The sequence below is a fragment of the Schaalia sp. 19OD2882 genome, from assembly GCF_018986735.1.
Classification (GTDB): Bacteria; Actinomycetota; Actinomycetes; order Actinomycetales; family Actinomycetaceae; genus Pauljensenia.
Map to the genome: position 1 here is coordinate 2,300,076 of NZ_CP065521.1, position 26,885 is coordinate 2,326,960.

At 68.9% G+C, this 26,885-nt stretch carries 12 protein-coding genes and 3 tRNA genes; 11 read left to right on the forward strand and 4 right to left on the reverse strand.

Going from position 1 to position 26,885, the window contains the following annotated elements; genetic code table 11:
• Nucleotides 1-30 precede the first annotated feature (30 nt).
• Nucleotides 31-615 (reverse strand): MptD family putative ECF transporter S component, encoded by a 585-nt coding sequence (locus I6B53_RS09990; RefSeq protein WP_216764075.1) that lies wholly within the window; start codon nucleotides 613-615, stop codon nucleotides 31-33.
• A gap of 284 nt (nucleotides 616-899) precedes the next feature.
• Here I6B53_RS09990 and msrB point away from each other — a divergent pair, with 284 nt between their 5' ends.
• Complete coding sequence (gene msrB / locus I6B53_RS09995; RefSeq protein WP_216764076.1) at nucleotides 900-1,319, forward strand: peptide-methionine (R)-S-oxide reductase MsrB; 420 nt, start codon at nucleotides 900-902, stop codon at nucleotides 1,317-1,319.
• 79 nt (nucleotides 1,320-1,398) lie between these two features.
• Here msrB and I6B53_RS10000 read toward each other — a convergent pair whose 3' ends face one another.
• On the reverse strand, nucleotides 1,399-2,907 hold the full coding sequence (locus I6B53_RS10000) for a mechanosensitive ion channel family protein (protein ID WP_216764077.1): 1,509 nt from the start codon (nucleotides 2,905-2,907) through the stop codon (nucleotides 1,399-1,401).
• Between the two features lie 131 nt (nucleotides 2,908-3,038).
• On the opposite strand from I6B53_RS10000, the gene I6B53_RS10005 reads away from it, so the two are divergent.
• From I6B53_RS10005 to I6B53_RS10020, 4 genes are all read left to right on the forward strand, one after another.
• Nucleotides 3,039-3,111, forward strand: a tRNA-Glu gene (locus I6B53_RS10005).
• Between the two features lie 55 nt (nucleotides 3,112-3,166).
• Nucleotides 3,167-3,243: transfer RNA gene (locus I6B53_RS10010), tRNA-Asp, on the forward strand.
• Nucleotides 3,244-3,268: 25 nt separating this feature from the next.
• A tRNA-Phe gene (locus I6B53_RS10015) sits at nucleotides 3,269-3,344 on the forward strand.
• Between the two features lie 344 nt (nucleotides 3,345-3,688).
• On the forward strand, nucleotides 3,689-4,504 hold the full coding sequence (locus I6B53_RS10020) for a TetR/AcrR family transcriptional regulator (protein WP_216764078.1): 816 nt from the start codon (nucleotides 3,689-3,691) through the stop codon (nucleotides 4,502-4,504).
• 30 nt (nucleotides 4,505-4,534) lie between these two features.
• On the opposite strand, the gene I6B53_RS10025 is transcribed toward I6B53_RS10020, so the two are convergent.
• Entirely contained in the window at nucleotides 4,535-9,184 is a 4,650-nt protein-coding gene (locus I6B53_RS10025) for an acyl-CoA dehydratase activase-related protein (protein WP_216764079.1), read from the reverse strand.
• Between the two features lie 245 nt (nucleotides 9,185-9,429).
• On the opposite strand from I6B53_RS10025, the gene I6B53_RS11230 reads away from it, so the two are divergent.
• Entirely contained in the window at nucleotides 9,430-10,038 is a 609-nt protein-coding gene (locus I6B53_RS11230; RefSeq protein WP_216764080.1) for a TetR family transcriptional regulator, read from the forward strand.
• 331 nt (nucleotides 10,039-10,369) lie between these two features.
• On the opposite strand, the gene I6B53_RS10035 is transcribed toward I6B53_RS11230, so the two are convergent.
• Nucleotides 10,370-11,668 carry a MinD/ParA family protein gene (locus tag I6B53_RS10035; RefSeq protein ID WP_216764081.1) on the reverse strand — a complete coding sequence of 433 codons (1,299 nt, stop codon included), beginning with the start codon at nucleotides 11,666-11,668 and terminating at the stop codon, nucleotides 10,370-10,372.
• 1,024 nt (nucleotides 11,669-12,692) lie between these two features.
• Between I6B53_RS10035 and I6B53_RS10040 the strand changes: the two genes are divergently transcribed.
• From I6B53_RS10040 to I6B53_RS10060, 5 genes are all read left to right on the forward strand, one after another.
• Nucleotides 12,693-13,622 carry a biotin--[acetyl-CoA-carboxylase] ligase gene (locus tag I6B53_RS10040; RefSeq protein WP_216764082.1) on the forward strand — a complete coding sequence of 310 codons (930 nt, stop codon included), beginning with the start codon at nucleotides 12,693-12,695 and terminating at the stop codon, nucleotides 13,620-13,622.
• Nucleotides 13,619-15,580 (forward strand): biotin carboxylase N-terminal domain-containing protein, encoded by a 1,962-nt coding sequence (locus tag I6B53_RS10045; protein ID WP_216764083.1) that lies wholly within the window; start codon nucleotides 13,619-13,621, stop codon nucleotides 15,578-15,580. The genes I6B53_RS10040 and I6B53_RS10045 overlap by 4 nt, the downstream gene beginning before the upstream one ends.
• Nucleotides 15,577-17,157, forward strand: a complete 1,581-nt coding sequence (locus I6B53_RS10050) for an acyl-CoA carboxylase subunit beta (RefSeq protein WP_216764084.1) — start codon at nucleotides 15,577-15,579, stop codon at nucleotides 17,155-17,157. Before I6B53_RS10045 ends, I6B53_RS10050 begins: the two co-directional genes overlap by 4 nt.
• A 67-nt stretch (nucleotides 17,158-17,224) precedes the next feature.
• Complete coding sequence (locus I6B53_RS10055) at nucleotides 17,225-26,383, forward strand: type I polyketide synthase (protein ID WP_216764085.1); 9,159 nt, start codon at nucleotides 17,225-17,227, stop codon at nucleotides 26,381-26,383.
• Nucleotides 26,380-26,853 (forward strand): holo-ACP synthase, encoded by a 474-nt coding sequence (locus I6B53_RS10060; protein WP_253953867.1) that lies wholly within the window; start codon nucleotides 26,380-26,382, stop codon nucleotides 26,851-26,853. Before I6B53_RS10055 ends, I6B53_RS10060 begins: the two co-directional genes overlap by 4 nt.
• Nucleotides 26,854-26,885 lie beyond the last annotated feature (32 nt).

A 26,885-nucleotide genomic window follows, 5' to 3' on the forward strand; every position in this document is an offset into this window, starting at 1 on the left:
GGCCTTTGGTCGGCATGGCCCGCACCACCTTCAGATCACACCCGCCTTGGTGAAGTGCTTCTCGACCAGGCGGGTTCCCAGCCAGCCGGCCGGCAGCGAGGCGACGAAGACGACGGCACCCATGCCCACCACCATCCACGGGGTGAAGTAGGCCTGCATCTGCGCGGCGTACTCCGCATTCGTGTGTTCGCGCAGTTCCGCGAAGTAGGACTGCGCCGCGAAGAGGATCGGAAGCAGCGGCCCGACGACCCACGTGGAGAACAGTGCATAGGCGGTGACATTCGCCCAACGTGAGCGGTAGGCGCCGAGTTTGACGATGAGGTCCGCCGCGAGCCCCAAGCCGATGATGAGCGGCAGGGTGATCCCGGAGTGGAAGATCGTCATGACGCCCCCGACCAGCAGCGCCAGCATGGTCATGGCACCGAAACGGCGAACCTTCGCCAGGTAGAGCATGACCACGGTGCCGTTGATGACGGCCGCCAGGACATTGCCGGCGACCATGAAAGGCGGCCCGGCCACCTTGGCGGCGGCAGCCACCAGCAGCACGGTGAAGTACAGGGCGGAAAAGACGCCCACGGTGATGAGGGTTCGGGCATCCAGGCCATGTGGCCTCACGGCGACACCTGCCGCACCAGTCGCCTCCGACCCGGCTCCCGACGGATCGGTCGCAGGCGAGACTCTGTCCGCTCCGCTGATTGCCTTGGCCACGGTGGTCACCCCTGTCCGCCCCCTTTTCTGTCCTCCAGGCCGGTTCCGTCCTCCAGGCCGGACGACGCGAATAAGGTTAGCCCAACCTAATGGAATGAGGAAAGGGCCGTCCATCAGCGCATTCCGAGACCACACGGCGCCACCGCCCACGTCGAAGGACAGGGGAGGCACACTCGGTGCACAATCGAGACATGACTGACTTCCCCAGCCTGAACACCGCAGCGAGCCGATCCGAGGCCGAGTGGCGCAAGATCCTTTCGCCGATCGAGTACCACGTCCTGCGCGAAGCCGGAACGGAACGACCCTTCACCGGAGCCCTGCTGGAAGAGCGCCGCCCGGGCACCTACTCGTGCCGGGCCTGCGATGCCGTCCTGTTCGACTCGGACACCAAATTCGACTCGCACTGCGGCTGGCCCAGCTTCTACGACGCCAAACCGGGCACGGTCACCTTCATCGAGGACCGCAGCCACGGCATGGTGCGCACCGAAGTGCGCTGCGCCACCTGCGACTCGCACTTGGGCCACGTGTTCCCCGACGCCCCCGACCAGCCGACCGGGCAGCGTTACTGCATGAACTCCGTGTGCCTGCGCTTCACCCCCGAGAAGGACTGAGGTGCGCGGCCACCACCCACGACCCGGCCAAGGGCTCCCCTGAGTCCATTCGTCGCACCCGTCGGGACCGGGGGCGCCGTCACCGCGCCTTTGTGGCGGCCGCCTCCACACCACGGTCCTCGTCGTCACGGCCACGCGTGTCACGCCTGCGCGTCATCTCCTCACGTTCGGCCAGGACGTCCTCTCCCGGGCCCTCCCAGATGTGCGAACGTTCCTCGGCCTCGGCCGAACCCGAGTAGAGGCGCTCTCCCTTGCCGCCTCCCACGGCACGCGCGATCGAGGTGGCCGACAGCACCTGGGTGGAGGCCTCGGCCTCGTCCGACCCCCTGTCCAGCCGTTTCTGCCGCCGACCCTGCTGCCCCTCCCCTCGCCCGCGCCCCGTGGTCGGCGAGCACGTCACAGCCGGGCTCAAGGCGTCCTCGTGGGCGCCCGTCTCTTCCTCTTCCTCCCGAGCGGCACCGGAGGAGCGGATCCACGGTTCTTCCCGGACGATCCAGTCGACCAGGGCCTCACGTAGGTGACAGCGCAGGTCCCAGAGTTTGCCCGAGTTCTCGGCTGAGACCTGGATTCGCACGGTGATGCTGTCGACGTCGGCGGCGCTCATCTGCACGGCCCACGTGCGCCCGTCCCACAGGTCGGTGGAGCTCAGGATCTGTTCGACCTTGGCGCGGATCAGGTCCATGGGCGCCGCCCAGTCGAGGTGCAGTTCCACGGTGCCCAGCTGCTTGGCACTGCGTCTGGTCCAGTTCTCGAAGGTGTTGAGTGTGAAGTGGCGCGAAGGCACCATGAGGCGCCGGTCATCCCCCATGCGCACGACGACGTAGGACAGGGTGATCTCTTCCACGGCGCCGGAGTCGCGGTCCTTGTCGGCCACGACCACGTCGCCCACGCGGATCGCGTCGGTGAAGGCCAATTGGATGCCGGCGAAGACGTTGCCCAGTGTCTGCTGGGCGGCAAGGCCTGCGACCACGGAAATCACACCCGCAGAGGCCAGGACCGTGGCCATGGCGGCGCGGGTGGCTTCGAAGGTGTAGAGAATGCTGACCACGCCCACGAGGACCGCGACCAACTGCAGCAGCCTGCGCATCACCTGGGCCTGGGTCTCGAATCTGCGGGCGCGTCCCTTGTCCGCCGCCGAGCGGGCCCTGGCGGCGTCCTCGAAGACCCAGGCCGCAGACCATCCCACCCACGTGAGGGCAGTGATCGCCAGGACGAGGACGAGGTGCGCGGCCACGGCCGGGACCGGCCCATTCAGCCACGAGGTCGCATCCTGGCTGAGCATCGCGAATTGCAGGCCGGCCCACGCGCCCCACACCATGAGGGTCACGTACAGGGGGGCGCGGATCCGCTGGGCGATGGTGCCGAGCAGGGTGCTGGCCCGCAGGACCCTTCCCACCAGCATCGAAGCGATGGCCGCCAGGACGAAACCGGTGCCGACTCCCACCAGGATCGAGGCCGCCAGCGCCGCCGTGTCGACCGCACCCTCGACCACGGGTGAGGCCTGGTCGCCCGACTGGGGGGCGTCCGTGGGGGTCGCCGATTGCAGGCGTGCGCTCAGGTGCAGCCAGCCCGGAAAGTGGTACGTCATGGAGCAAGACTATGTGCGCGACCCGCGACCAGGGCAGAGGTGAGGGCCCTCACAGGAATCCGTTTTGCCAAGCGAGGCCGCTTCTGCTTATGCTTCTACCCGTCCTCGGACGCCAGTCCGGTGGCCAACGGGCCCCCATCGTCTAGTGGCCAAGGACACCGCCCTTTCACGGCGGCGACACGGGTTCGAATCCCGTTGGGGGTACTGCTCTTCGTGTCGACACGTGGAGACAACTCAATAGGCCTTGTGCTTGTTGCAAGGCCCCGTAGCGCAGTCGGTTAGCGCGCCGCCCTGTCACGGCGGAGGTCGCGGGTTCGAGTCCCGTCGGGGTCGCCACCAGACCACTTCCGGTCCGGTCAATGGCTCTGTAGCTCAGTTGGTAGAGCGTTCGACTGAAAATCGAAAGGTCACCGGATCGACGCCGGTCGGAGCCACCAGCACAACCCCGGGATCCCACGGATCCCGGGGTTCGTCGTCGCCAGGGGGCACCGGCGTCGGCGCAGGCGCGAGTGGGGCCGTGGCACCGCGGTGGGAGGACCGCTGGGTGAAAGTGAAGCCGAGTCTCACCCCGGGCATCGCCGCATCCTCGTCGAAGTTGCTCGGGTACCATCGGAAATCCGTCCGGGACCAGCAGGGACGCCTCGGACGGAGGCTGCGCCGCGCGGAAGGAGAGCACATGCATTCCCACCTCGCACCCGACCTCGTACAGCGCACGCCGGCGCCAATCGCGGCCCGGCCAACCGGCACCGTCCTCGTCCGATCGACACGGGAGCACTGACCCATGGGATCGCGCTACGAGACCCAGGACAGGCTGATCGCCGCCACACGGCAGATCATCATCGACGAGGGCGTCGAGGCCACCAACCTCGAACACATCTGCAAGGTGGCGGGCTTCAGTCGCGGCGCCTTCTATTCGAACTTCTCCTCCAAGGACTCCCTGCTGGCCGCCATGGCCGAGGACGAGTACTCGACCCTGATCGAGCGCCTGCGTGCCACGGTCGATGCGTGGGCGGCACGTGAGGACCTCACCCCGAGCGCCGAGGGATCCGCAGACGAGCAGGACCCGTTGATGGAGAACCTGCTCTTCGAGGCACTGGACGCGATCGGGGTCGACAACAGCCTGTACGTCCTGCACTCCGAACTGCTCATGCGTTCCATCCGCGACCAGGAATGGGGCATGCGCCTGCTGGAGATCAATGTCGAGTTCGTCAATGAACTCGGGCGCGTCCTGGAGTACATCCTGGTGGCTGCGGGGCGCCGCCTGACCAAGCCCCTGCGGGCGATCACACATGCGGTGATCGGCATCGTCATGCGCGCCTCGGGTGTGGCCGCGTGGCGGAACTCGACCCGTGCCGCAGCCGAGGCGCGCGCCCGCGACGGGCGGGCCCCCGCCTTGGAGGCGGCACTGACCAGCAGCGCCATGGCAGGAGACGCCATCGGCGGCGGCATTGCGCAGGCCCACATCTCACGCGGCCCCAGTGCGGCCACCACATCGGGCTCCGCCGAGTCGAATGCTGCGGGCCGGGAGGTTCTGGAGACCATCCTCCTCATCCTCTACGGCGCCTCCGAGCCCTCGGACCAGACCCCGGCCCACTGAGGAAGGCCCGCCCGCCGCGCTCGGCGCCGCTCAGTCGCCCCGGAAGGCCACCACCCTTTCGTCCCTGCGCGGCGGAATCGCAGGCATGCCCAGGGCCACCGGCGCCTGCGACGAGGTGGCCCCGGCGGCGCCCTCGTCCCCTTCCACGACCCCACAGGCGCACCCGCATCCGCAAGTGCCACCGCACCCGGCTCGCAGGCGAGGCTGTTCCCCCCACTCCATGGGGATCACCTCACCCATGGCACCGGCCCCGTCCTCACCGGCCGCCTCACGGTGGCGCTGGACGGCCGTGGCGATCATCAGCTTGATCCGGTTGAGCTGGTTGACCTCGGAGGCACCCGGGTCGTAGTCGACCGCGACGACATTGGCCTGCGGACACCTGTCACGCAGCGCCCGGAACATGCCCTTGCCCACCACGTGGTTCGGCAGACACGCGAAAGGCTGGGCGCAGATGATGTTCGGGCAGCCGTGCTCGATCATGTCGACCATCTCGGAGGTCAGGTACCAGCCCTCACCGGCCTGGTTGCCCATGCGCGCGATGTCGGTGGAACGCTCGGCCATGTCCTTGACCCGCCGGTGCGGCTCGAACTTGCCGCCGGTGCGTGCAAAGGCCGCGTGTACGGGAACCTCGTAACGCTCCATCGCCCACAGGGCCAGCGGCATCATCCACCGCGCCTTGCCGTCGAGGCCCAGGTGCTCGTGGTCCCACTCGGCAGTGGCCGCCGAATAGTGGAAGAACTGCATGAGACCCGGCAACTCGGCCTCGCAGCCCTCGGCTTCGATGACGTCCACGGCGTGGTTGTTCGCATCCGGGTGGAACTTCACCAGGATCTCCCCCACCAGGCCCACGCGGGGCCTGCGCGGCTCGTCCCTGAGGGGTAGTGCATCGAATTCGGCCACGCACCGGGCCACCAGTCGCCGGTAGGTCACGCGTGATCCCCACGGACGCCGGGCCGACCACGTCGGCGACTTCCCGGTACCCAGCCACTCGCGGAAGATCGTGTCCCACCTGCGGTACAGGGCCATTGCCGAACCGGCTTCCGCCTCGTAGGGGCGCACCCGCAACAGCACGGACTGCAACATGTCGCCGATGACCAGCGCCTGTACGCTGCGGTGCAGGTCTTTCACGCCGATTGTGAACCCGGGGTTGTTCTCCAGGCCCTGGACCGACACCGCGATGACCGGCACCTGCGGGTAGCCGGCGTCACGCAAACCCTTGCGCAACAGGGCCACGTAGTTCGTGGCCCGGCACATGCCGCCGGTCTGGGTGATGGCCACGGCCGTGCGTTCCGGGTCGGCGCGGCCGCTGCACAATTCCTCCAACAACTGGCCGATGACGACGATCGACGGGTAGCACGCGTCATTGTTGACGAATTTGAGGCCCACTTCCATCGATTCGCGGCTCGTGTGCTCCAGCAGCCGCACGTTCAGGCCAGCGCGGCGGAAGACGGGTTCCAGCAGGCGGAAGTGGATGGGAGCCATCTGAGGGATGAGGATCTGCCAGCCCTGCTCGCGCATCTCCTCGGTGAACTGGGCGCGCACCTGCACATGTCCTGCGGCAACCGCTGCGGCCTCCTCGCGGGCGGCGCGCTCGGCCGGGTCCTGCAGCACCGTGGTGTCGACGATCGCCGAGCGCAGTCCTGCACCCTCGTCGGTGGGTGCCTCGGCGTCCGCGGGGGCGGTGGTGGCGCGCTCACACACGGCCGCCTCCAGGGAACGCAGCCGGATCTTGGCTGCGCCCAGATTCGAGACCTCGTCGATCTTGAGGACCGTGTGGACGTCGCCACGCCCTTCGAGGATCTCCATGACCTGTTCGGCGGTGACCGCGTCCAGACCGCATCCGAAGGAGTTGAGTTGGACCAGTTGCAGGTCGGCCTCGTCACCGACACGGGCGGCGGCCTCGTACAGACGCGAATGGTAGCTCCACTGGTCCAGGACACGCAGCGGACGCTCCAGGCGGCCGTCGGCGATCGAATCCTCGGTCAGCACTCCCATGCCCAGACCAAGGATGACCTCCGGGATGCCGTGGTTGACCTCGGGGTCCAGGTGGTAGGGGCGGCCCGCCAGGACGATGCCGCGCACCCCGTGGGCGCGCATCCACTCCACGGACTCGCGCCCCTTCTCGCGCAGTTCCTCACGCCAAGCGGCGTCCTCGGCCCATGCGGCGTCCAAGGCGGCGCGCATCTCCTCCACGGGGATGTCGTGGCCGAATGCAGCGAACTCCTTGCACAGGTGCTCGGGCAGGTACTCGCGGTTCGCCAGGTTCACGAAGGGACTGATGAACCGGATGTCGCCTTGGCGCAGGCGCTCCATGTTGTTGCGCACGACCTCCGGATAGGTGGCCACGATCGGGCAGTTGAAGGAGTTGTCGGCACCTTGGCTGCGCTGCTCGTACATGACACAGGGCATGAAGATCGTCGTGATCCCCTTGTCCAGCAGAGCCTCCACGTGGCCGTGGACAAGTTTGGCGGGGTAGCACACGTTCTCCGAAGGAATGGACTCCATGCCCTTTTCGAACAGGTCGTGGTCCGAACGCGCCGAGATCATCACACGGAAACCCAGGTGCGTGAGCATCGTGAACCAGAAGGGGTACTCGTCGTACATGCCGAGCACCCGGGCGATGCCGATGTCTCCGCGGTGGGCCTTGGCTTCGGTCAGGCGCCGGTACCCGAAGATCCGCTTGTACTTCCACTCGTAGAGGTTCGGCAGTTGTGACTTCTTCGGGACTCGTTCCAGCGAGGCGCCGCGTTCGCAGCGGTTGCCCGACACGTGCCTTTCCCCGTTGGAGAAGGTCGAGATCGTCATCCGACAGTGGTTCTGACACAGGCGGCAGGTCTTGGACTCGGAAGTGACGCAGAAGCCCTCCAGGTCCTCCAGACGCGCCAGTGAGGATTCCCCTTCGCCGCTGTCGTGCATGCGTGCGGTCAGGGCGGCCCCGTAGGCGCCCATGAGTCCGGCGATGTCGGGGCGCACGACCTCACGTTCGGTGAGCACTTCGAAGGCGCGCAGCACGGCGTCGTTGAGGAATGTGCCGCCCTGGACGACGACCTTGTCCCCCAGGTCGGAGGGGTCCTTGAGTTTGATGACCTTGTACAGCGCGTTGCGCACCACCGAGTAGGACAGCCCTGCCGAGATGTCTTCGACGCAGGCCCCTTCCTTCTGTGCCTGTTTGACGGAGGAGTTCATGAAGACGGTGCAGCGGGTACCCAGGTCCACCGGCGATGCTGCCCGGGTGGCGGCGGAGGCGAAGTGTTCGATGTCCTGGCCCATGGTGTGGGCGAAGGTCTGCAGGAAGGATCCGCAGCCGGCCGAGCAGGCCTCGTTGACGCTGATGGAGTCGACGGTGTGGTCCTTGATCCGCAGGAACTTCATGTCCTGACCGCCGATGTCGATGACGGAGGTGACGCCGGGGTGGACGGCTTCGGCGGCCCGATAGTGGGCCATGGTCTCGACTTCGCCCTCGTCCATGGTCAGGGCTGCGGCGACCAGCCCTTCGCCGTAGCCGGTGGCGCAGGAGCGTCCGATGGTGCACTGCTCGGGCAATTCGGTGCGCACGCGGCGTACGATCTGGACGGCTGCGGACACCGGGTCGCCCTCGTTGGAGGCGTAGTGGGTGAAGACGATGCGGCCTTCCTCGTCGATGACGACGGCTTTGATGGTGGTGGACCCGGCGTCCACCCCCAGCCAGCAGCGGCCCTTCGCCTTGGCAAGGTCCAGTTTGGGGACGGCATTGCGTGCGTGACGGGCGGTGAAGGCGGTCCGTTCGGCGTCACTGGCGAAAAGGGGTGGCATTCGGGCCGATTCCGCGGTGACGGGGGCGCTGCGCAGCGCGTGGACGAGGGCGCCCAGGGTGGTGGGGGCGCCCTCGGCACCCCTGGCGTTCTCCTGCGGGGCCGCCATGGCGGCGCCCATTGCGACGAAGAGCTGCGCGTTCTTCGGGGTCACGAAGCCGCCTGCCTTGGGCAGCAGCCTTTCGTAGGCCTTTCGAAGCTGCGGAAGGAAGTGCAGTGGCCCGCCGAGGAACATGACTGTGCCGCGGATCGGACGCCCGCAGGCCAGGCCCGCGATGGTCTGGGTGGCCACTGCCTGGAAGATGGAGGCGGCAAGGTCTTCGTGGGCGGCGCCCTGGTTGATGAGGGGCTGCAGGTCGGACTTGGCGAAGACTCCGCAGCGCGAGGCAATGGGGTGCAGGTGCGTGTGGTGGGCTGCCAGCGCGTCCAGACCTGAGGGGTCGGTGTGCAGCAGGGTGGCCATCTGGTCGATGAAGGCGCCTGTGCCGCCTGCGCAGGTGCCGTTCATGCGCTGTTCAGGCGTGGGGTGCAGGTAGGTGAGTTTGGCGTCCTCGCCGCCCAATTCGATGACGACGTCGACGTCAGGGTGCAGGCGGCGGGTGGCTTCGGTGCCGGCGATGACTTCCTGGACGAAGGGGACACCGATCGCCTTCGCGGTGGTCAGGCCGCCGGATCCGGTGATGGCGGCAACGATGCGGGTGCCGGGGTGTGCCCGTCCCACGTCTTCGAGCAGCCGGGTGAGTTCGGCGCGCACGTCGGCGTTGTGGCGTCGGTAGTCCCCGTGGACCAGCGTCCACGAGAGCGGGTCCATGAGGACGGCTTTGACCGTGGTCGACCCGACGTCGATGCCCAGAGCGAGCACCGGCGCGCGATCTCGAACGTCCTCCATTGCCTCCACCTCCACCTGTCCGGGGGTTGTGATCGACGTTACGAGGGACCACACTGAGTTTCAACGGCGTTGAAATGAGAGGGGTGGCGGTGACTGCATCAAGGAGGAAACGCCCGGAGAATCGCAGAAATTTCCCTGACGACGAGGGCGGGGTTCGCGCGGGGGAGGTTGAAAATTCCTCCTCAGAAATTCGAACCAAAGGCTTGCCCAAATCCGGGCGGGGCCCACGTGCCCGCCGCGGCCAGATGCGCGAGACGATCCTGACCTGCGCCCGCGAGCAGTTCTCCACACTGGGTTACGAGGCCACGACCATCCGCTCCATCGGCGCGGCAGCCGGATGCGACCCGGCCCTGGTCACCTACTACTTCGGTAGCAAGCAGCAGTTGTTCCGCGCCTGTTTCAACCTGCCCGAGGACCCCACGGAACTCATCCTCACCCGCGCCAATGAGGGGCTCGACGGCCTGGCCAGACGCCTTCTCGAAGGCGGCTTGGACCTGTACGAGCAGCGCCTTTCACGCGAGACCATGGAAGCCCTGATGCGTGCCCTCATCACCGACAGCGCCACCACCCAGCGATTCCGCACGTGGTACCGCGAAGAGATCCTGGGCCAGTGGTTGGAGTCATTGGGTGTGGCCGAGGACCCGGCGGTTCTCGCCCGCATCGAAGCGATGCTGGGCTCCATGTTCGGTATCGCCGTCATGCGTTACATCGTCAACCTGGAGCCTCTGGCGTCCATGAGTCGCCGGGAGCTCATCGACATGGTCGAACCCGGTCTGCAGCGCCAATTCGACGAGGTCGTCGCCTTGGCCAGGACCCGGGCCGCCGTCCGGCAGTGGTCACCCCCGACCTCGTGAGCATGACGGTCGCCGCCGCACGATTCTGGCGCCACATCGACGCCGACTGGATCGTCCGCTCCGACTCTTCGGTGTCGGTGGTGAATGCCGCAGACATGTCCGCCTGACCCTGCCCAACCTTGCCGAATCGGGAAGCGCTTTGTCAGTCATCTTGAGGAACACGGGAGCGCCCTCCTCGACGGCAAAAGAGTCCATGTCAGTGACCCCGAGTGTTCACACACGAGGAACATGACTTCACGCCAGCAGCCGGGCAGGTATGGTCACATCCGCCTCCGTCCGGCGCAGGTGGGACGAAAACGGGTCGGCGTCCCTCGGGCGCCGCCGAGCAGGCTCAGTGGAATCCGTCGACGATCGTCGCAGCCACCTCAGACCAGGCAAGACGCGTGGCCGGACGCACCCTGGCCAGGTCGATCCGGTCACCGTCGGCCACAGCCGGGTCATTCGGGACGATGACGACACTGCGGCAACGCTGGGCCAAGTACTGGCGAATCGCTTCCTTCTGGACGCGGGTCGTCACCCCGTCCTTGTCGGACAGGACCACCACGGCCTCCTGCGCCAGACGCTGGTATCCGTGCTGGGCAAGCCAGTCGACGGTGCGGGCGGCACGCTTGGCACCGGAAACCGCGTAGCTGGCGGCAATGACCACCGAATCGCAGCGATCCAGGATCCCCGACATCGCATTGTGGGTGACGCCCGTGCCGCAGTCGACCAGGATGATCGAGAAGAAGCGGCGCAGCAGGTCGTGCACAGCAGCGAAGTCCCCTGCGGTGAGACTGTCCGACACGGCCGGATCCTGTTCGCCGGCCAGGACGTGCAGGCGATCGATCTGGATGATGTACTCCGACAGGTTCGCCCAGTCGCGGACCCCTTTGACCTCACGGACCAAGTCGGAGATCGTACGCGGATTGACGCGCAGCAACTCGTCCTCACCCAAGAGCCTCTCCGCCAGGTCGCCGGAGTCAGGGTTGGCGTCCACGGCCACCGGCGGCGCTCCACGCAGAGCCGCCAGGGTCAATCCCACACCCACGGTTGTCGAAGTCTTGCCGATTCCCCCCTTGAAGGACAGGAATGCGGTGGTGCGCGGCTGCTGGATGATCCGGCTGATCCGCGCGTTCCTTTCGACCTCGGCCTTCTCCAGTGCGCTCTGCCCCAGGTTCACGCTGCCTCCGGACAGGCGGTACAGGGCACCGCGCAGTCCTTCACGGGGGACGGCACGCGGCGGGCGCACCAGCAGTGGCTCATCAACAGCGAGTGTGGAAGGCGCGCCTGGATCCTGGCCGACCGCAGGACTTCCGACGCCTGCGGCCAGCCCTACCTCGGGCTGCGCCGGTGGGGCTGACCGAGCCCCTTTCGGGTTGGCGTACGCGGCTCGGGTCGCTTCGGCCGATTCCACGGGGGGTGCGGCTTCGAGCGCATTGGCCTGTTGGTCGACGGTGAACCATGATCCGGCGCCACCTTGGGTTTCGTCCATGCCCCACACGAGGACGGGGTGCCCGAGAGTGCGGGCGAATGTCGCCAAGTGTTCGAAGACGGAGACGTACACATTCGGATCGACCATCTCGACGGCAACCCCATTGACGGTCGCTCCACCCTCGCGTCGGATGACGGCGACGTACTCCGCGGTGTACATGTGCACTCCTCCTGGCGGTCCCTGGAACCGTCGTTCGAATTTCTCATTGACTAGACTAACTTTGCGGACGACCACCCGCCGCCCGGAACGGGGGTGCGGACCAGAGCTGGAGGAGGCGCGTCGATGCCCTACGCCTACGACGACCAGCTCGTGGACGCGGTCTCCGTGCGCTGTGTGCGGCCATTGCCTTCAGCACCGGACTGTTTCGCCAAGAGGCCCTCAGACACCAGCAACAGCAGGAGCGCTGGAACCAAGGAGCTTCGGTGGTGGACCAGTGAGCGCCGACCCGTTCCTGCGCTTGTCCTGGGAGGCCGACGCTCCGCCTGTTCCCATCATTTCCGACGTGGCGGATGCAACTGCGCAACGTGAGGTCACGGGTCGGCGGATGCTGAGGGTGGCGCTGGCAGTGATTGGGGCATGTTCCTCGTTCCTACACCTCTCCGAGCTCTCCGGCGCCCCGTTGCCTCACGTGGCCGCATGGCTGGAGACGGCGACAATCATCGTAACGGTCCCGCAATGCCCACCGTCGCACAGGTGCCGGGTCGGACGACGGTTCCAGTCCGGAAGCCGAATGGGCTTCCCTCGTCAGCGCGCGGGGCACGTCCGGCTCATGAGGCTCCCCCCCCCTCAGCGCACGCAGCTCCCCCACTTGCCTCGACTCAGCCGGCCCCCGTCGATCCGCGTTACCGCAGGCTCTCCTCGCGACGCGGGGATCGCGTGTGGAAGCGCGCCTGGGCGCAGGCACCATGCCAACGCGCAAGGTCAGCGCCAACGGCGAGGAAGAGGCGCACTCGCGGGAGACCCCTTCATGGCCAATGAGGTCAACCTTTTGTCCGAACGTTTCGGCAGCGCTCCAGCCTGCCGATCCTGGTCCGCTCGGACTCGGTGGGGCATGTGAACGCAGTGGCCCCGCCCCCCCCGTGTCCCTGCCACCACCCCAGCACCCCGACTTTTCGGCGCGATTCCGCCCCGGATACATCGGTGTATTTGTTCTTGGACGCGCCTTCTCCAAACATTGACGGTGATGAGCCAGCCGCACGACTCCGCCCTCGTCCTCCGCTTCGGGACAGTCACGTCGACCCTCGACGTCCTGGCCCAGCGCCTGGACGAGAACCCCGACCTCGCCCCGTGGACCACCGTGACCGCCATCCACCAGGTGCGCGGACGCGGCCGCTCGGGACGCACCTGGGTCGACCAGGACGGGTCCGCGCTGCTGGCCGCCACCTTGGTGCAGGTCAAGGACGACGTGCTCTCGTGGACCACGCTGGTCGCAGGACTGGCTGTGGCGCGCTCCCTCGGATCGCATGGGGTCGACGCCGACCTCAAGTGGCCCAACGACGTCCTGGTCAACGGCCGCAAGGTCTGCGGCATCCTCTGCGAGCACCTGGGCACCACCTGCCCGGCGGAGGACCCCCACAATCCCATCACATCTGTCGAGGAGTCCCCATGCAGTCATCTCGTCGCCGTCGGAGTCGGCCTGAACGTTCGCCACGTACCTGCCGAAGCGGGCGCGCTCGCCGGCGCCCTTGACGTCCCCACCACCTGGAGCGACGACACGCGCCTGCGCGAGTCGATCCTGGCCGCCTACCTGCATGAGCTGAGGGAACTGCTCGACCGGGGCCACCCCGGGGCCTGGCGTGAGGAGTACACGCGCCGCCTCGTGGGAATCGGCCAGCCCACCACCGTGCACTCCCCCGACGCATCACTGCGTCACGTCATCCCCGTGGGTGTGGACGGTGACGGGGCCCTCGTCGTCGACGAGGGCGGGACCCGCACCCTCGTGACCGTGGGCGACGTGGACCTGCCCACGCACCCGGGCCCACTGTCCGACCCGGCCGGAAACCCCGACCCCTCCCACCCCGCATCCGCCGACGACACCGCCCCCGCCGCCCTCGACGGGTCCGGCGCCCCCACACCTGCCCCCGCAGACTCACAGGAAGGAGCTCACCGATGACCGACATCGGGACCCACGCCGCTCCCACGCGCCGGATCCGCAAGGTACTGGTCGCCAACCGAGGCGAAGTCGCCGTCCGTGTCGTGCGTACGGCGCGCGAACTCGGCATCGCCTCCGTTGCCGTCTACTCCGACCAGGACATCAACTCCCAGGCATGCGACCTTGCCGACGAGGCATTGGCCTTGGGCAGCGCGGTGCCCGCCCAGACCTACCTGAACTCCGAAGCAATCCTGGACGCCGCCGCGCGCAGTGGCGCCGACGCCGTCCACCCCGGGTACGGGTTCCTGTCGGAGAACGCCGATTTCGCCCAGGCCGTCACCGACGCGGGCCTGGTGTGGCTGGGCCCCAAGGCCGAGGCCATCCGGTCCCTGGGTGACAAGATCTCGGCCCGCGCGATCGCCACATCCGTGGACGTGCCCGTGGTGCCCGGCGGGCAGCTGCACGGCGACCCTGAAGGCGCCCGCACCCAACTGCTGTCCTTCGCCGCCCAGGCCGGCTACCCCGTCCTGGTCAAGCGCGCGGACGCGGGCGGGGGGCGCGGCATCACCCGCTTCGACAGCGACGAGGACGTCACCCGCTTCATCCAGGACCTGCCCGGCCCCGAGGCCCTGGCCGGCTGTTTCGTGGAGAAGATGGTCCGTGGTGCTCGCCACGTCGAGACCCAGTGCGCCCGCGACGCCCACGGCAACTTCCAGGTGGTGACCACTCGCGACTGTTCGGTGCAGCGTCGCAACCAGAAGGTCGTCGAGGAAGCACCCGCCCCACACCTGCCCGAATCGGTGGACGCCGACCTTCGCCAGTACTCCCGGCGTCTTTTCGAGGCCGTCGACTACGTGGGTGTGGGCACCTGCGAGTTCCTTGTCCCCTCCGGCGGCTCCGCCTACTTCCTGGAGGTCAACCCGCGCCTGCAGGTCGAGCACACGGTCTCCGAGGAGGTCGCCGGCATCGACCTGGTGCGCGAACAGATCCGCATTGCCGAAGGCCGAACCCTGACCCCTCTGGGTCGACCCCGCGGCCACAGCTTCGAAGTGCGCATCACCTCGGAGAACCCCGCGGACGACCTCATGCCCGCCACCGGCGCGATCAGCGCCATCACGTGGCCGGGCGGCCCGGGGGTGCGCGTCGACTCCTTCGTGCGTCCCGGCGACGTCATCGGATCCGACTTCGACTCCCTCATCGCCAAGCTCATCGTCACCGCGCCGACCCGCCGTGAGGCCCTTGCCCGCCTGCTGCGCGCCATCGACGAATTCGAGGTCGAGGGCCTGCCGACCTCCTCGCCGCTGCTCACCCACATCCTCACCCACCCGGACTTTTGCGGGCCGGACTCGCCTTGGGCCCACGCCAGTGACGAGGATGTGGAGGCCGCCCCGTCCTCGTCCCCCGTGTGGCCGCGCGGGGACCACCCCTTCGCCGTTCACACGAAGTGGATGGAGGAGCGGGGTCTGCTGGACCAGGTCAAGCAGACCCTTGCCGACGCGGCCGGAACGCATGTGCCCCCCACCACCCCCTCCGGCGGCGTTCCGGTGGGGCTGGCCCCCACGGAGTCCTTCGTCATCGAATTGGGGGGCCAGCGCATGACGCTGAAGGTCCCCGAAGGAATGTTCGGGCGCAGCCCGGCGGCCCTGCCCGCAGGGGCGGCCGTGCCCGTGCGCCGCCAGACCCTTCGCGGTCGCGGACGGGCACGTGGCAACGAGGGCGCCGCCGCAGGCACTCCCTCCCTGCACGCCCCCATCCAGGCCACCGTCGTGCGCGTCGTCGCCGAGGTCGGCGCCCAGGTGCGCGCCGGGGACCTGGTGGTGGTCCTGGAGTCCATGAAGATGGAGAAGCCCATCCACGCCCACGCCGACGGCACTGTCAGCGCCATCCACGTCCAGGCGGGCGCCACCGTCAAGGCAGGCGACCTCATGGTGACCATCACCCCCGGTGAGGGCGAGAACGCGAAGGAGGACCAGGCATGAGTTCACAGGACGTGGCGCTCGAACAGGTCGAAGTCACCTCACGTGCCAACTTCGTGGCCAAGAGCCGCGCGATCATCGAGGCGGCGGAGGAGCGCGCCCGCCAGCGTCAGCACCCGCACGGGCGCCGCACCGCACGCGAGCGCGTGAAGGAACTGCTGGACGAGGGCTCCTTCACCGAACTCAACCGTTTCGCCGGCGGCGACATGGACAAGGGCGAGTTGGGGTCGGCGGTCATCACCGGCGTCGGAACGATCGACGGACGGCAGGTGGCCGTCTACTCGCAGGACTTCTCGATCATGGGTGGCACCCTGGGCCAGGTCGAGGGCGACAAGATCCTGCACATCATGGATTCGGCGATGAACCTGCGCATCCCGATCATCGGCATCCTGGACTCGGGCGGCGCCCGCATCCAGGAGGGTGTCATGGCCCTGGCCCAGTACGGGCGGATCTTCAAGAAGGCCACCGAATGCTCCGGCGTGGTCCCGCAGATCTCGATCATCCTGGGCCCGTGCGCCGGTGGCGCCGTCTACGGCCCGGCACTGACCGACTTCATCATCATGACGAAGAAGTCGTCGTACATGTTCGTCACCGGCCCCACGGTGGTCAAGGCCGCCACGGGTGAGGACATCGCCGCCGAGGACCTGGGTGGCGGGGACCTGCACAACACGATCTCCGGCGTGGCCCACTTCCTTGCCGAGGACGAGGACGAGGCCCTGGACTACGCCAAGACCCTCCTGTCCTACCTGCCCTCGCACTGCCAGGAGGCCCCTCCCCTGTTCCACTTCGACCCGGCCACCGACACGCCGCCGGAGGCCGCGAATGTGGGCGACCTGGTGCCGGAGTCCCCCAAGCAGGCCTACGACATGGTCGAGGTCATCCAGACGCTGGCCGACAACGAGGAGTTCCTGGAGGTCCAGCCCCTGTTCGCGCCCTCGATCCTCATCGGTTTCGCCTCCTTCGAGGGACGCCCTGCCGGCATTGTCGCGAACCAGCCGCTCAACGACGCGGGCACCCTGGACGTGGACGCCTCGGAGAAGGCGGCGCGTTTCGTCCAGTTCTGCGACGCTTTCGGCATCCCCATCGTCACCCTGGTGGACGTGCCCGGCTACCGGCCCGGCTCGGAGCAGGAGCGCGCGGGCATCATCCGCCGCGGCGCCAAGCTCATCACCGCCTACGCGACGGCCTCGGTGCCCCTGGTCACCGTCATCATCCGCAAGGCCTACGGCGGTGCGTACATCGTCATGGGCTCGAAGTCGCTGGGCGCGGACGTCAACTACTCGTGGCCGGCCTCGCAGATCGCCGTCATGGGATCCGAGGGCGCCGTCGACATCGTCTTCCGCCGCCAGTTGGCCAAGGCCGGCCAGGAGGGACGCAATGTGGCCGAACAGCGCGCCCACTACCAGGCCATGTACGAGAAGCAGTCCGTCAACCCGAATCTGTCGCTGCGAGGCGGCCAATTGGACGGGCTCATCGAACCGAGCCGGACCCGAGAGGCCATCGCCCGCTCGCTGCACGCCCTCGCCACGAAGGACCGCAGCGTCCACAGCCCCCGCGTCCACGACAACGCCCCCATGTGACCTGGCCTGACGAGCCGGCCCCACACACGTACCGACCCCACCAGCCCCACACAGACGGGAAACCCTGATGACCAGCTTCCTCACCACCCTGACCGACGACTTCGCACTGGTCCTTGGCGGGCAGGGCAGCGCCTGGCGCGCCGTCCTCGACTCCTGCCTGGCCCTGCCCACCCAGGGTGAGCGTCTGCGCGCCGTCTACCACGCCGCCCGTGCCCGCGTGGCCCCCATCGCCCTGGACCTGCTGACCCATGCGCCCGGCGCCTCCGAGCGCCTGGACGCCCTCATGGCCGGCGGCAGCACGGACGAGGACATCGACACCGCGCCCTCCGTCTCAGGGGCGGGCATCGCCTTGGCCCAGTACGGGGCTTTGCTGGACCTGGAGGGCACCGGCCTGGACCTGCGTTCCACCCGTCCCATGACGGTCCTGGGCCACTCGCAGGGCGTCCTGGGTGTGGCCCTGACTGCCGCGCACATCGCCGAGGACGAGGACGGGATCGTGCAGGTCCTGGCCTTGGCAGGCATCATCGGCGCTGCCGCCCAGCACGTGACCTTCCGTTCGGGCGGCCAGGCCCGCTCAGGCGCCACCCCGATGTTGTCGGTGCGCGGAGTGCCCTCCGACCTGCTGGACTCGGCCTTGGCGCAGTGCGAAGGCGTGAACGTCGCCGTGGTCAACGGCCGCACCGCGCAGGTCCTGTCGGGCACCCCGGCCGACCTGGAGGCCGCACGGCGACTCATTCGGGCGCGCGTCGAGGCCTACAACACGGAGTTGGACTCCCACGTGCACGGTGGTTCCCCGGTCGAGGCCGTCTTCGACTTCCTGCCGGTGGACGCCCCCTTCCACTCGCCTCTGCTGGCCGACGCCCTGACCCTTGTCGACCAGTGGGTGGCGCGCCTGAACGAGGCCGGGAAGGGTTTCGACGCGCAGCTGGCCCACGACTTGGCTTCGCAGATCCTCGTCGAGCCCACCGACTGGGCGGCTGAGGTCGCCTCCGCCCGCGAGCAGGGTGTCACATGGTTCCTGGACCTGGGCCCGACCCCGATGGTCGGCCGCCTGACCGCGCCTCTGCTGGCCGGCACGGGCGCCGCCGTGGTGGATGCGTCCACACGGGCGGCCCGCACGAGCCTTGACCTGCCCGGCAACGAGGTTCCCCGGCCCGTCTCCTGGCAGTCCTTCGCCCCCAGGCTGGTCGAGCTGCCCGACGGGCGCACCGTGGTGGACACGGCGTTCACGCGCCTGACCGGCAAGTCCCCCATCATCCTGCCCGGCATGACCCCGACCACCGTGTGGCCCGAGATCGTCGCTGCCGCCGCCAATGCCGGCAACTGGGCGGAGATGGCTGGCGGTGGCCAGTACTCCGAAGAGGTCTTCACCGAGAACCGTCAGGGTCTTGCCCGCCTGTTGGAGCCGGGTCGCACCGCCGGCTTCAACACGATGTTCTTCGACCGCTTCATGTGGAATCTGCAATTCGGTGTCAACCGCATCGTCCCGAAGGCGCGCCGTGCCGGTGCCCCCATCGACGCGGTGACCATCGCGGCCGGCATTCCCGAACTGGACGAGGCCGCCGAGCTGCTCGATCAACTGCGCGCCGACGGATTCAGCTTCATCTGCCTCAAGCCCGGCACGATCGACCAGATCAACCAGTGCTTGGACATTGCCGACGCGAACCCCGACTTCCAGCTGATCCTGCAGGTCGAGGACGGTCACTCGGGCGGCCACCACTCGTGGGAGGACCTTGACGACCTGCTGCTTGCCACCTATGCGCGCATCCGCGCCACCCCCGGAGTGGTCCTGGCCGTGGGTGGCGGCATCGGCACCCCCGCTGATGCGGCCCGCTACGTGAGTGGGCGCTGGGCCCTGGCCCACGGGCGTCCGCTCATGCCAGTCGACGCCGTCCTGGTGGGCACTGCCGCCATGGCCACCCTTGAGGCGCGCACTTCGCCGCAGGTCAAGAGGCTGCTCATGGAGACCCCGGGTGTGGGGGGCGACGGCTGGGTGGGTCGCGGCCTGACCGAGGGCGGCATGACCTCCGGCCTGTCGCACCTGGACGCCGACATGCACGAGATCGACAACTCGTCCTCGCGCGCCTCCAAGTTGATCCACGACCTCGGCGGAGACCTGGAGCTCATCCGCGAGCGCCGTGAGGAGCTCATCGCCGCCCTGGGCCGCACCGCCAAGCCCTACTTCGGTGACGTGGAGGCCATGACCTACGCCGAGTGGGCCACCCGTGTCGTGGACCTGTCCTTCCCGTGGGCCGACTGGACGTGGGCGGACCGTGTCCTGGACCTGTTCCACCGCATCGAGGCCCGCCTGAACCAGGCCGACCACGGCCAGGTTCCGACCCTGTTCGCGGACCGCGCCGCCCTTGACGATGCTCCTGCGGCCCTGGCCACCCTGCTGGAGGCCTACCCGCAGGCCGCCACGACGAAGGTCGCCCCGGCTGACGCCGCATGGTTCCCGGAGCTGTGCCGCAAGCACCACAAGCCCATGCCCTTCGTGCCGGTCCTGGACACGGAACTGGCCCGCTGGTGGGGCACCGACACCCTGTGGCAGGCCCACGACTCCCGTTTCGACGCCGACGCCGTCCGCATCATCCCGGGGCCGCGTTCGGTGGCCGGCATCGACCGCATCGACGAGCCCGTCGGTGACCTCTTCGCCCGTTTCGAAGCCGCCATCGTCGAGGACCTGCAGGCTTCGGACGCGCCCGTGAGCCACGTGTGGTCGCGCTTCGGCAATGCCGCGGACATGGAGACCTTCCTGCGTTCGGTGCCGACCATCCAATGGGCCGGCAACCTGGTGGCCAACCCGGCCAACGCCATGCCCGACGCCACTTCCATCGTCATCGACGAGGGCGGGGTGGGCGTCCTGGTCCACTGTGAGACCCCGTGGGACCGCCTGGGCACCGACGCGCCGCACGCCGTGCGCGAGATCCTCATTCCGCTTCAGGTCCCGGCCTCGTGCGCGACCGGCGGCTTCCCCGTGGTCGACATGGAACGCCTGTCCGTGTCCGCCTACGACCTGCTGGCCGGCGCGGCGGGCGTGGGTACGACGACGGTGAACGGTGACCGCATCGAACGCATGCCCGCCGTGACCCCGGATGAGGGTTTCGGCACCGTCAGCGACCATTTCACCTTGTCGGCGGATCTGGGCCGCGCCCACGGTGCGGTCACGGGCGGGGCCCTGCGGGCAGAACTCACCGACCTGGTCCCCGACGCCCTGGTGGGCCCGTGCTGGCCCGCCATCTACACGGCTCTGGGCACTGCCGTCCACGACGGGGTGCCCGTCATCGAGGGCCTGGTCAACGCCGTCCACCTGGACCACACGGTCGTCTTGCATTCGGCCCTTCCGGCGCCCGGCACCCGCGTGGACGTCGTCTCCCGCTGCGCGGAGCTGTCGGAGTCCTCGGCAGGACGCGTCGTGCGCGTCGAACTGCGGTTGACCGTGGATGGTGTCCCCTTCGCGGACCTCACGGAGCGTTTCGCGATCCGCGGCCGCGTGGCCTCCACCCAGCCGCCCTCGGCGGCCCCCGACCACGCCCTCGGCGTGGACCTTGCCGACACGACCCGCAGCTTCGTGCGCCGCGCCCTGGTCAAGGCTCCGGCCGACATGACGGCCTTCGCCAACGTGTCGGGTGACTTCAACCCGATCCACACCTCGGCTGCGGCGGCCGGCCTGTCGGGACTGCATGCGCCGCTGGTGCACGGCATGTGGCTGTCGGCCACCGCGCAGCACGTCATCGAGGCGGAGTCGATCTCCGGCGTGGACGCGCAGGCGGCGCTGGGCATCATTCGCGGTACCCGCACCCCGGCCTTGGAGATCATCGGCTGGTCCTACCAGATGCACGGCATGGTCGACCTGTCCGACGAGGTCGAGATCACCGTCGAGCGCGTGGGGCGCAGCGGCGGCTTGCTTGCCCTGGAGGCCACCTGCCGTGTCAAGGGCGAGGTCGTGTCCATCGGCAAGGCGCTGGTGCGCGCTCCGGTCACCGCCTACGTCTACCCCGGTCAGGGGATCCAGCGTCAGGGCATGGGCATGGAGGACATGTCGCCCGTCATGCGTGAGGTGTGGCGCCGCGCCGACACCCACACCCGCGAACACCTGGGCTTCTCCATCGAGGCCATCGTGCGTGACAACCCGACCGAATTGCACATTGGTGACGAGGTCCTGCGCCACCCGGACGGGGTCCTGAACCTCACTCAGTTCACGCAGGTCGCGTTGGCCACGCTGGCCTACGCGCAGACCGAGGACCTCAGGGCGCGAGGCGCCTTCGTGGACGCTTCGATCTACGCCGGACACTCGCTGGGCGAGTACAACGCGTTGGCTTCCTGCGCGCGCATCTTCCCGCTGGAGAAGGTCCTGGAGATCGTCTACCAGCGCGGCTCCGCCATGCACCACCTGGTCGAGCGCGACGAGTTGGGGCAGTCGAACTACCGTCTCGGGGCGCTTCGTCCCAACCAATTCGGTGTCGGTGACCAGGGCGTGCGCGAGTACGTGGCGGGCGTGGCCGAGCAGTGCGGCGAGTTCCTGCAGATCGTCAACTTCAACCTGGCGGACACCCAGTACGCGGTGGCGGGAACCATCGCGGGCCTGGAGGCGCTGGGCGCCGACGCCGCCCGCCGCGCCGCCGCCTTCGGAGGCAAGCGGCCGTTCATGCTGATCCCCGGTATTGACGTGCCCTTCCACAGCTCGCGCCTGCACGCGGGTGTGGCACCCTTCCGCACCAGGCTGGAGGCGATGATCCCCGCCGACCTGGACCTGGAGGTCCTGGTGGGCCGCTATGTGCCGAACCTGGTGGCACGCCCCTTCGAGGTGAGCGAGGACTTCGCCCGCTCCATCCTGGAGGTCGTCCCCTCCGAAGCCGTCCAGGGTCTGGTGGAGGACTGGGCCAAGGCGTCCGCGAACCCGGCCGCCACCGGCCGGACGCTCCTCATCGAGTTGCTCGCCTGGCAGTTCGCCTCGCCCGTGCGTTGGATCGAGACCCAGGACCTGCTCTTCTCCGACCGTGAGCAGGGCGGCTTGGGCGTGGAGCGCCTGGTCGAGGTGGGTCTGGGCACGGCACCGACGCTGGCGAACCTGGCCGAGAAGACGCTGCGGATGCCGCGTCACCGTGGCCGCGTGGTCGAGGTGTTCAACAGTGAGCGTGACGCGGCCCGAGTGCGCGCCGAGGACGTCGTCCAGGCACCCGTGGACGAGGTCGCTTCCCCTGTGGCCGAGCCGGTCGCCACCGAGGCTCCCGCCGAGGCGACCCCTGCCTCATCCGCCCCCGCAGCCCCGGCGCCCGCCGCCCCGACTCCCGCGGCTGCCCCCGCCGCCGGTGCACTGTCCGGCGCGGAGGTTCCCGACAAGCCGCTGCGCGCCTCCGAGGCCGTGCGGATCCTGTTGGCCCACGCCAACAAGCTGCGTCCCGAGCAGGTGGAGGACGGCGACACCGTCGACTCCCTGACAAATGGTGTGTCTTCCAAGCGCAACCAGCTGCTCATGGACATGGCGGCCGAATTGTCCGTGCCGACCATTGAAGGCGCGGCCGAGGCGACCATCGGCGCCCTGATGCCGACCATCGACTCGGCGGCCGGCAACTACAAGCCCTTCGGCCCGGTCCTGGGTGAGGCCATCACCGCCCGCCTGCGCAAGCTGCTGGGCAGTGCGGGCCTTGCCCCCACGCATGTCGCCAGCCGGGTGACGGGCGCGTGGGGTCTTGGCCAGGGCTGGGCGGACCGTGTGGCAGCAGAGGTGCTGCTGGGCACCCGCGACGGGGACTCGGTTCGCGGAGGCGCCTTGGGCACCTTGCCCGCATCGATTGCCTCGGCAAGCGATGCCGACGCCCTGGTGGACGCCGCCGTCCAGGCCGTGGCTGCGCGGGCCGGCGTGTCCGTGGCCCTGCCCGGTGCGGGCGGCGGCGAGGGCGCAGGGGTTGTCGACTCGGCGGCCCTGAACGCCCTGACCGAGCAGATCCTCGGCAAGGACGGTCTGCTGGCCACCCAGGCCCGCGAATTGCTCGAGCGTCTCGGTGTGGACCTGCGTCCCAGCGTGGTCGCAGGTGAGGACCTGTCCGCCTTGGCAGAGGCAGTGGAGGCGGAACTGGGTCCGAAGTGGGTGGACTCGGTGGCCCCGGCCTTTGCGCCCGAACGCGCTGTCCTGCTGGATGACCGGTGGGCGAGCGCCCGCGAGGACCTGGCCCGCCTGGTCTCCGGCCAGTTGTCGGTGGGCGAGTTGCGCGTGGACGGCTTCCGTGGGGCCGGCCAGAACCTGGCCGACCTCGCCACCTGGTACGAGGCCCGCACCGAGGGCGAGGTCCGCGAGTTCCTCACCCAGGTGCGCCGGGCCGCTCTGGCGCAGGTCGGCGGCGAGTTCTCCACCGATGTTGCTCTGGTCACCGGTGCCGCCCCGAATTCGATCGCGGCCGCCGTCGTGGCGCGTCTGCTCGAAGGCGGAGCCACTGTGGTCATGACCTCCTCGCGGGTGGACGACCGCCGTCTGGCCTTCGCCAAGGAGCTCTACCGCCGCCACGGTTCCGTGGACTCCGCCCTGTGGCTGGTTCCGGCGAACATGGCGAGTTTCCGCGACGTGGATGCTCTGGTCGCCTGGATCGGCGCGGAACAGACCGAGACCGCGGGGGCCACGACCACCGTGGTCAAGCCCGCGCTGCTGCCCACCCTGTTCTTCCCCTTCGCGGCGCCCTCGGTGCACGGCTTCCTGGGTTCCGAGCCGCATGCCGCCCTCGCCCAGGAGCGTCTGCTGTTGTGGAGCGTGGAGCGCGCCATCGACCGCCTGGCGTCCCTGGACGTGTCCACGGCCGTGGGGCACCGCGTGCACGTGGTCCTGCCGGGTTCACCCAACCGCGGCATCTTCGGCGGTGACGGCGCCTACGCGGAGGCCAAGGCCGCCTTCGACACGATCGTCAACAAGTGGTCGACCGAGCGCGGCTGGCCCGAGCGGGTCACCCTGGCCCACCCGCGCATCGGCTGGGTCAAGGGCACTTCCCTCATGGGCGGCAACGACATCCTGGTCCCTGCCGCCGAAGCCGCAGGCGTCCACGTGTTCACTGCCGAGGAGGTGGCCACTTCCTTGGTGGACCTGGCCAGCCGTGACACGCGGGCCCGCGCTGCCCAGGCTCCTGTGGACGCGGATCTGACGGGTGGTTTGGCGGAGGCCGGACTGGACCTGCCCGCACTGGCCGCCGCCGAACGCGAGCGCGCCCGCGCCCAGGGGGAGTCGACCTCGTCCGAAGAGGCTGTGGCCACCGTCGCCGCCCTGCCGAACCTCGTCCGCCCGGCCCTGGCCGAACGACTCGACTGGGGTCAGGTGACCACGGCGCTGGACGACCAGGTGGTCATCGTCGGCATCGGCGAGGTCTCCGCCTGGGGATCGGGCCGTACCCGCAACCAGGCCGAATTGGCCGATGGCACCATCGACCTGACTGCCGCGGGCGTCCTGGAGCTGGCGTGGATGACGGGTCTGGTGCGTTGGGCGGACTCTCCCGCCGCAGGCTGGGTCGACGCCGAAGGCAACCCGGTGGCCGAGGCCGACGTCTACGACCGCTTCCGTGACCAGGTCATCGCCCGGGCCGGCATCCGCCACCTGAGTGACGATGCCGCCATTGTCGAGGCCGGCTCCGACGACGTGGCCACCGTCTACCTGGGCTCCGACCAGGTGTTCGCGGCCCTGAACCGCCAGGACGCCCAGGCCTATGTGAAGGCCGATCCCACGCACACCGAGACCTGGTTCGACCAGGAGCGGGGCGAGTGGATGGTGCGCAAGAGTGCCGGCTCAGCGGTGCGCGTGCCGCGACGGGCGACTCTGACCCGCACGGTCGGCGGGCAGATGCCCGACGACTTCGACCCGGCCAAGTGGGGCATTCCCGCCTCGATGCTGGAGGCCTTGGACCCGATCGCCGTGTGGAACCTGGTGACCGCCGTCGACGCCTTCATCTCCTCCGGTTTCACCCCGGCGGAGCTGCTGCGCGCCGTTCACCCGGCCGACGTGTCCTCCACGCAGGGCACAGGCATCGGCGGCATGGAGTCGCTGCGCAAGGTCTTCCTGGACCGCTTCCTGGGTGAGGACCGCCCGCAGGACATCCTGCAGGAGGCACTGCCCAACGTGGTCGCCGCGCACACCATGCAGGCCTACGTGGGCGGCTACGGGCAGATGATCCATCCGGTGGGCGCGTGCGCCACGGCCGCGATCTCCATCGAAGAGGGTGTGGACAAGATCCTGCTGGGCAAGTCGGACTTCGTCGTGGCCGGCGGCATCGACGACATCTCGGTGGAGTCCCTGACGGGATTCGGTGACATGAATGCCACCGCCGAAACGGCGGCCTTGCTGCGCCGAGGGATCTCCGAGCGTCACATCAGTCGTGCGGGCGACCGCAGGCGTGCGGGCTTCCTCGAGGCCGAGGGCGGCGGCACCGTGCTGCTGACCCGAGGCAGTGTGGCCGCCGACCTGGGTCTGCCGGTCCTCGGCGTGGTCGCCTACGTGCGTTCCTTCGCCGACGGCGCGCACACCTCCATCCCGGCCCCCGGCCTGGGGGCGATGGCCGCCGGGCGTGCGGGCACGTCCTCGCAGTACGCGAGGGCGTTGAAGGGCCTGGGCCTGGGCGTCGACGACGTCTCGGTGGTCTCCAAGCACGACACCTCCACTCGCGCCAACGACCCGAACGAGGCGGAGCTGCATGCGACCCTGTGCCGCGCCCTGGGCCGTACGCCGGGCGCTCCGCTGCACGTCATCAGCCAGAAGACGGTGACGGGCCACGCCAAGGGTGGTGCCGCACTGTTCCAGACGGCGGGTCTGATCGAGATCTTCCGCGACCAGGTGATCCCAGGCAACCGCGCCCTGGACTGCCTGGACCCGGAGATGAAGCCCTTCGCTCCCCTCGTGTGGCTGCGTCGTCCCCTGGACGTGTCGGCCACCCCCGTCAAGGCGGGCGTGCTCACCTCGCTGGGCTTCGGCCACGTCTCGGCCCTGGTGGCCCTGGCGCACCCGACGGCCTTCGAGGTGGCTCTGGCCTCCGAGAGGGGCCAGGAGGCCGCAGCTGCGTGGCGTGAGCGCGCCACCGCGCGTCTTGCCGCGGGCCGTGGCCGCTTCGAGCGGGCGATGCTCGGCCATGACACGCTCTTCGAGCCGGTCGAGGGTCGTCGCCTGCCCGGCGGCGGCAAGGCCCACGACACGGAGGTGTCGATGCTGCTCGACCCGGCCTCGCGTCTGGGCGAGGGCGGGGTCTACTCCGCATGAGCGCATGGGTGGGCCGGGCCGGCCTGCTGGTCGGCATGGGAACGGGCATCGACCTGGTCGACGTCCCCGCCTTCGCCGAGCAGCTGGCCGTGCCCGGTTCCACCTTCGCCCGTGTCTTCACCGACCGCGAGTGGTCCCACGCCCACCGTCACGAGTCCGCGGCGGCTTCGTTGGCGGTGCGGTGGGCGGCCAAGGAAGCCGCTGTCAAAGCGTGGTCGACCCTGGTGTTCGGGCAGGCGCCGGCCGTGCCCGAAGCCGAGCTGGACTGGGCTCATGTCGAAGTCGTCCACGACGCGTGGAACCGTCCGGACCTGCGCTTCCACGGGCGGGTGAAGGAAGAGCTCGATCGCGTGGCACGTCGCTTGGGGGCGCGACTGGAGTGGTCGCTGAGTCTGTCGCACGACGGCGACCGAGCGATCGCCATGGCCACCTGCCTCGCCCTCGTCCCCCCCGATGGGCGCCCTGGATGACGGGGCCTCCCCCGACCCCACACCTGTTCTGC

What these genes read in the sequence shown, in the direction of transcription:
- I6B53_RS10025 (WP_216764079.1), bottom strand. Translation starts at nt 9,184, where the DNA reads ATGGAGGACGTTCGAGATCGCGCGCCGGTGCTCGCTCTGGGCATCGAC.
- I6B53_RS10060 (WP_253953867.1), top strand. Translation starts at nt 26,380, where the DNA reads ATGAGCGCATGGGTGGGCCGGGCCGGCCTGCTGGTCGGCATGGGAACG.
- I6B53_RS10050 (WP_216764084.1), top strand. Translation starts at nt 15,577, where the DNA reads ATGAGTTCACAGGACGTGGCGCTCGAACAGGTCGAAGTCACCTCACGT.
- I6B53_RS10045 (WP_216764083.1), top strand. Translation starts at nt 13,619, where the DNA reads ATGACCGACATCGGGACCCACGCCGCTCCCACGCGCCGGATCCGCAAG.
- I6B53_RS10020 (WP_216764078.1), top strand. Translation starts at nt 3,689, where the DNA reads ATGGGATCGCGCTACGAGACCCAGGACAGGCTGATCGCCGCCACACGG.
- I6B53_RS10055 (WP_216764085.1), top strand. Translation starts at nt 17,225, where the DNA reads ATGACCAGCTTCCTCACCACCCTGACCGACGACTTCGCACTGGTCCTT.
- I6B53_RS10040 (WP_216764082.1), top strand. Translation starts at nt 12,693, where the DNA reads ATGAGCCAGCCGCACGACTCCGCCCTCGTCCTCCGCTTCGGGACAGTC.
- I6B53_RS10035 (WP_216764081.1), bottom strand. Translation starts at nt 11,668, where the DNA reads ATGTACACCGCGGAGTACGTCGCCGTCATCCGACGCGAGGGTGGAGCG.
- msrB (WP_216764076.1), top strand. Translation starts at nt 900, where the DNA reads ATGACTGACTTCCCCAGCCTGAACACCGCAGCGAGCCGATCCGAGGCC.
- I6B53_RS11230 (WP_216764080.1), top strand. Translation starts at nt 9,430, where the DNA reads ATGCGCGAGACGATCCTGACCTGCGCCCGCGAGCAGTTCTCCACACTG.
- I6B53_RS10000 (WP_216764077.1), bottom strand. Translation starts at nt 2,907, where the DNA reads ATGACGTACCACTTTCCGGGCTGGCTGCACCTGAGCGCACGCCTGCAA.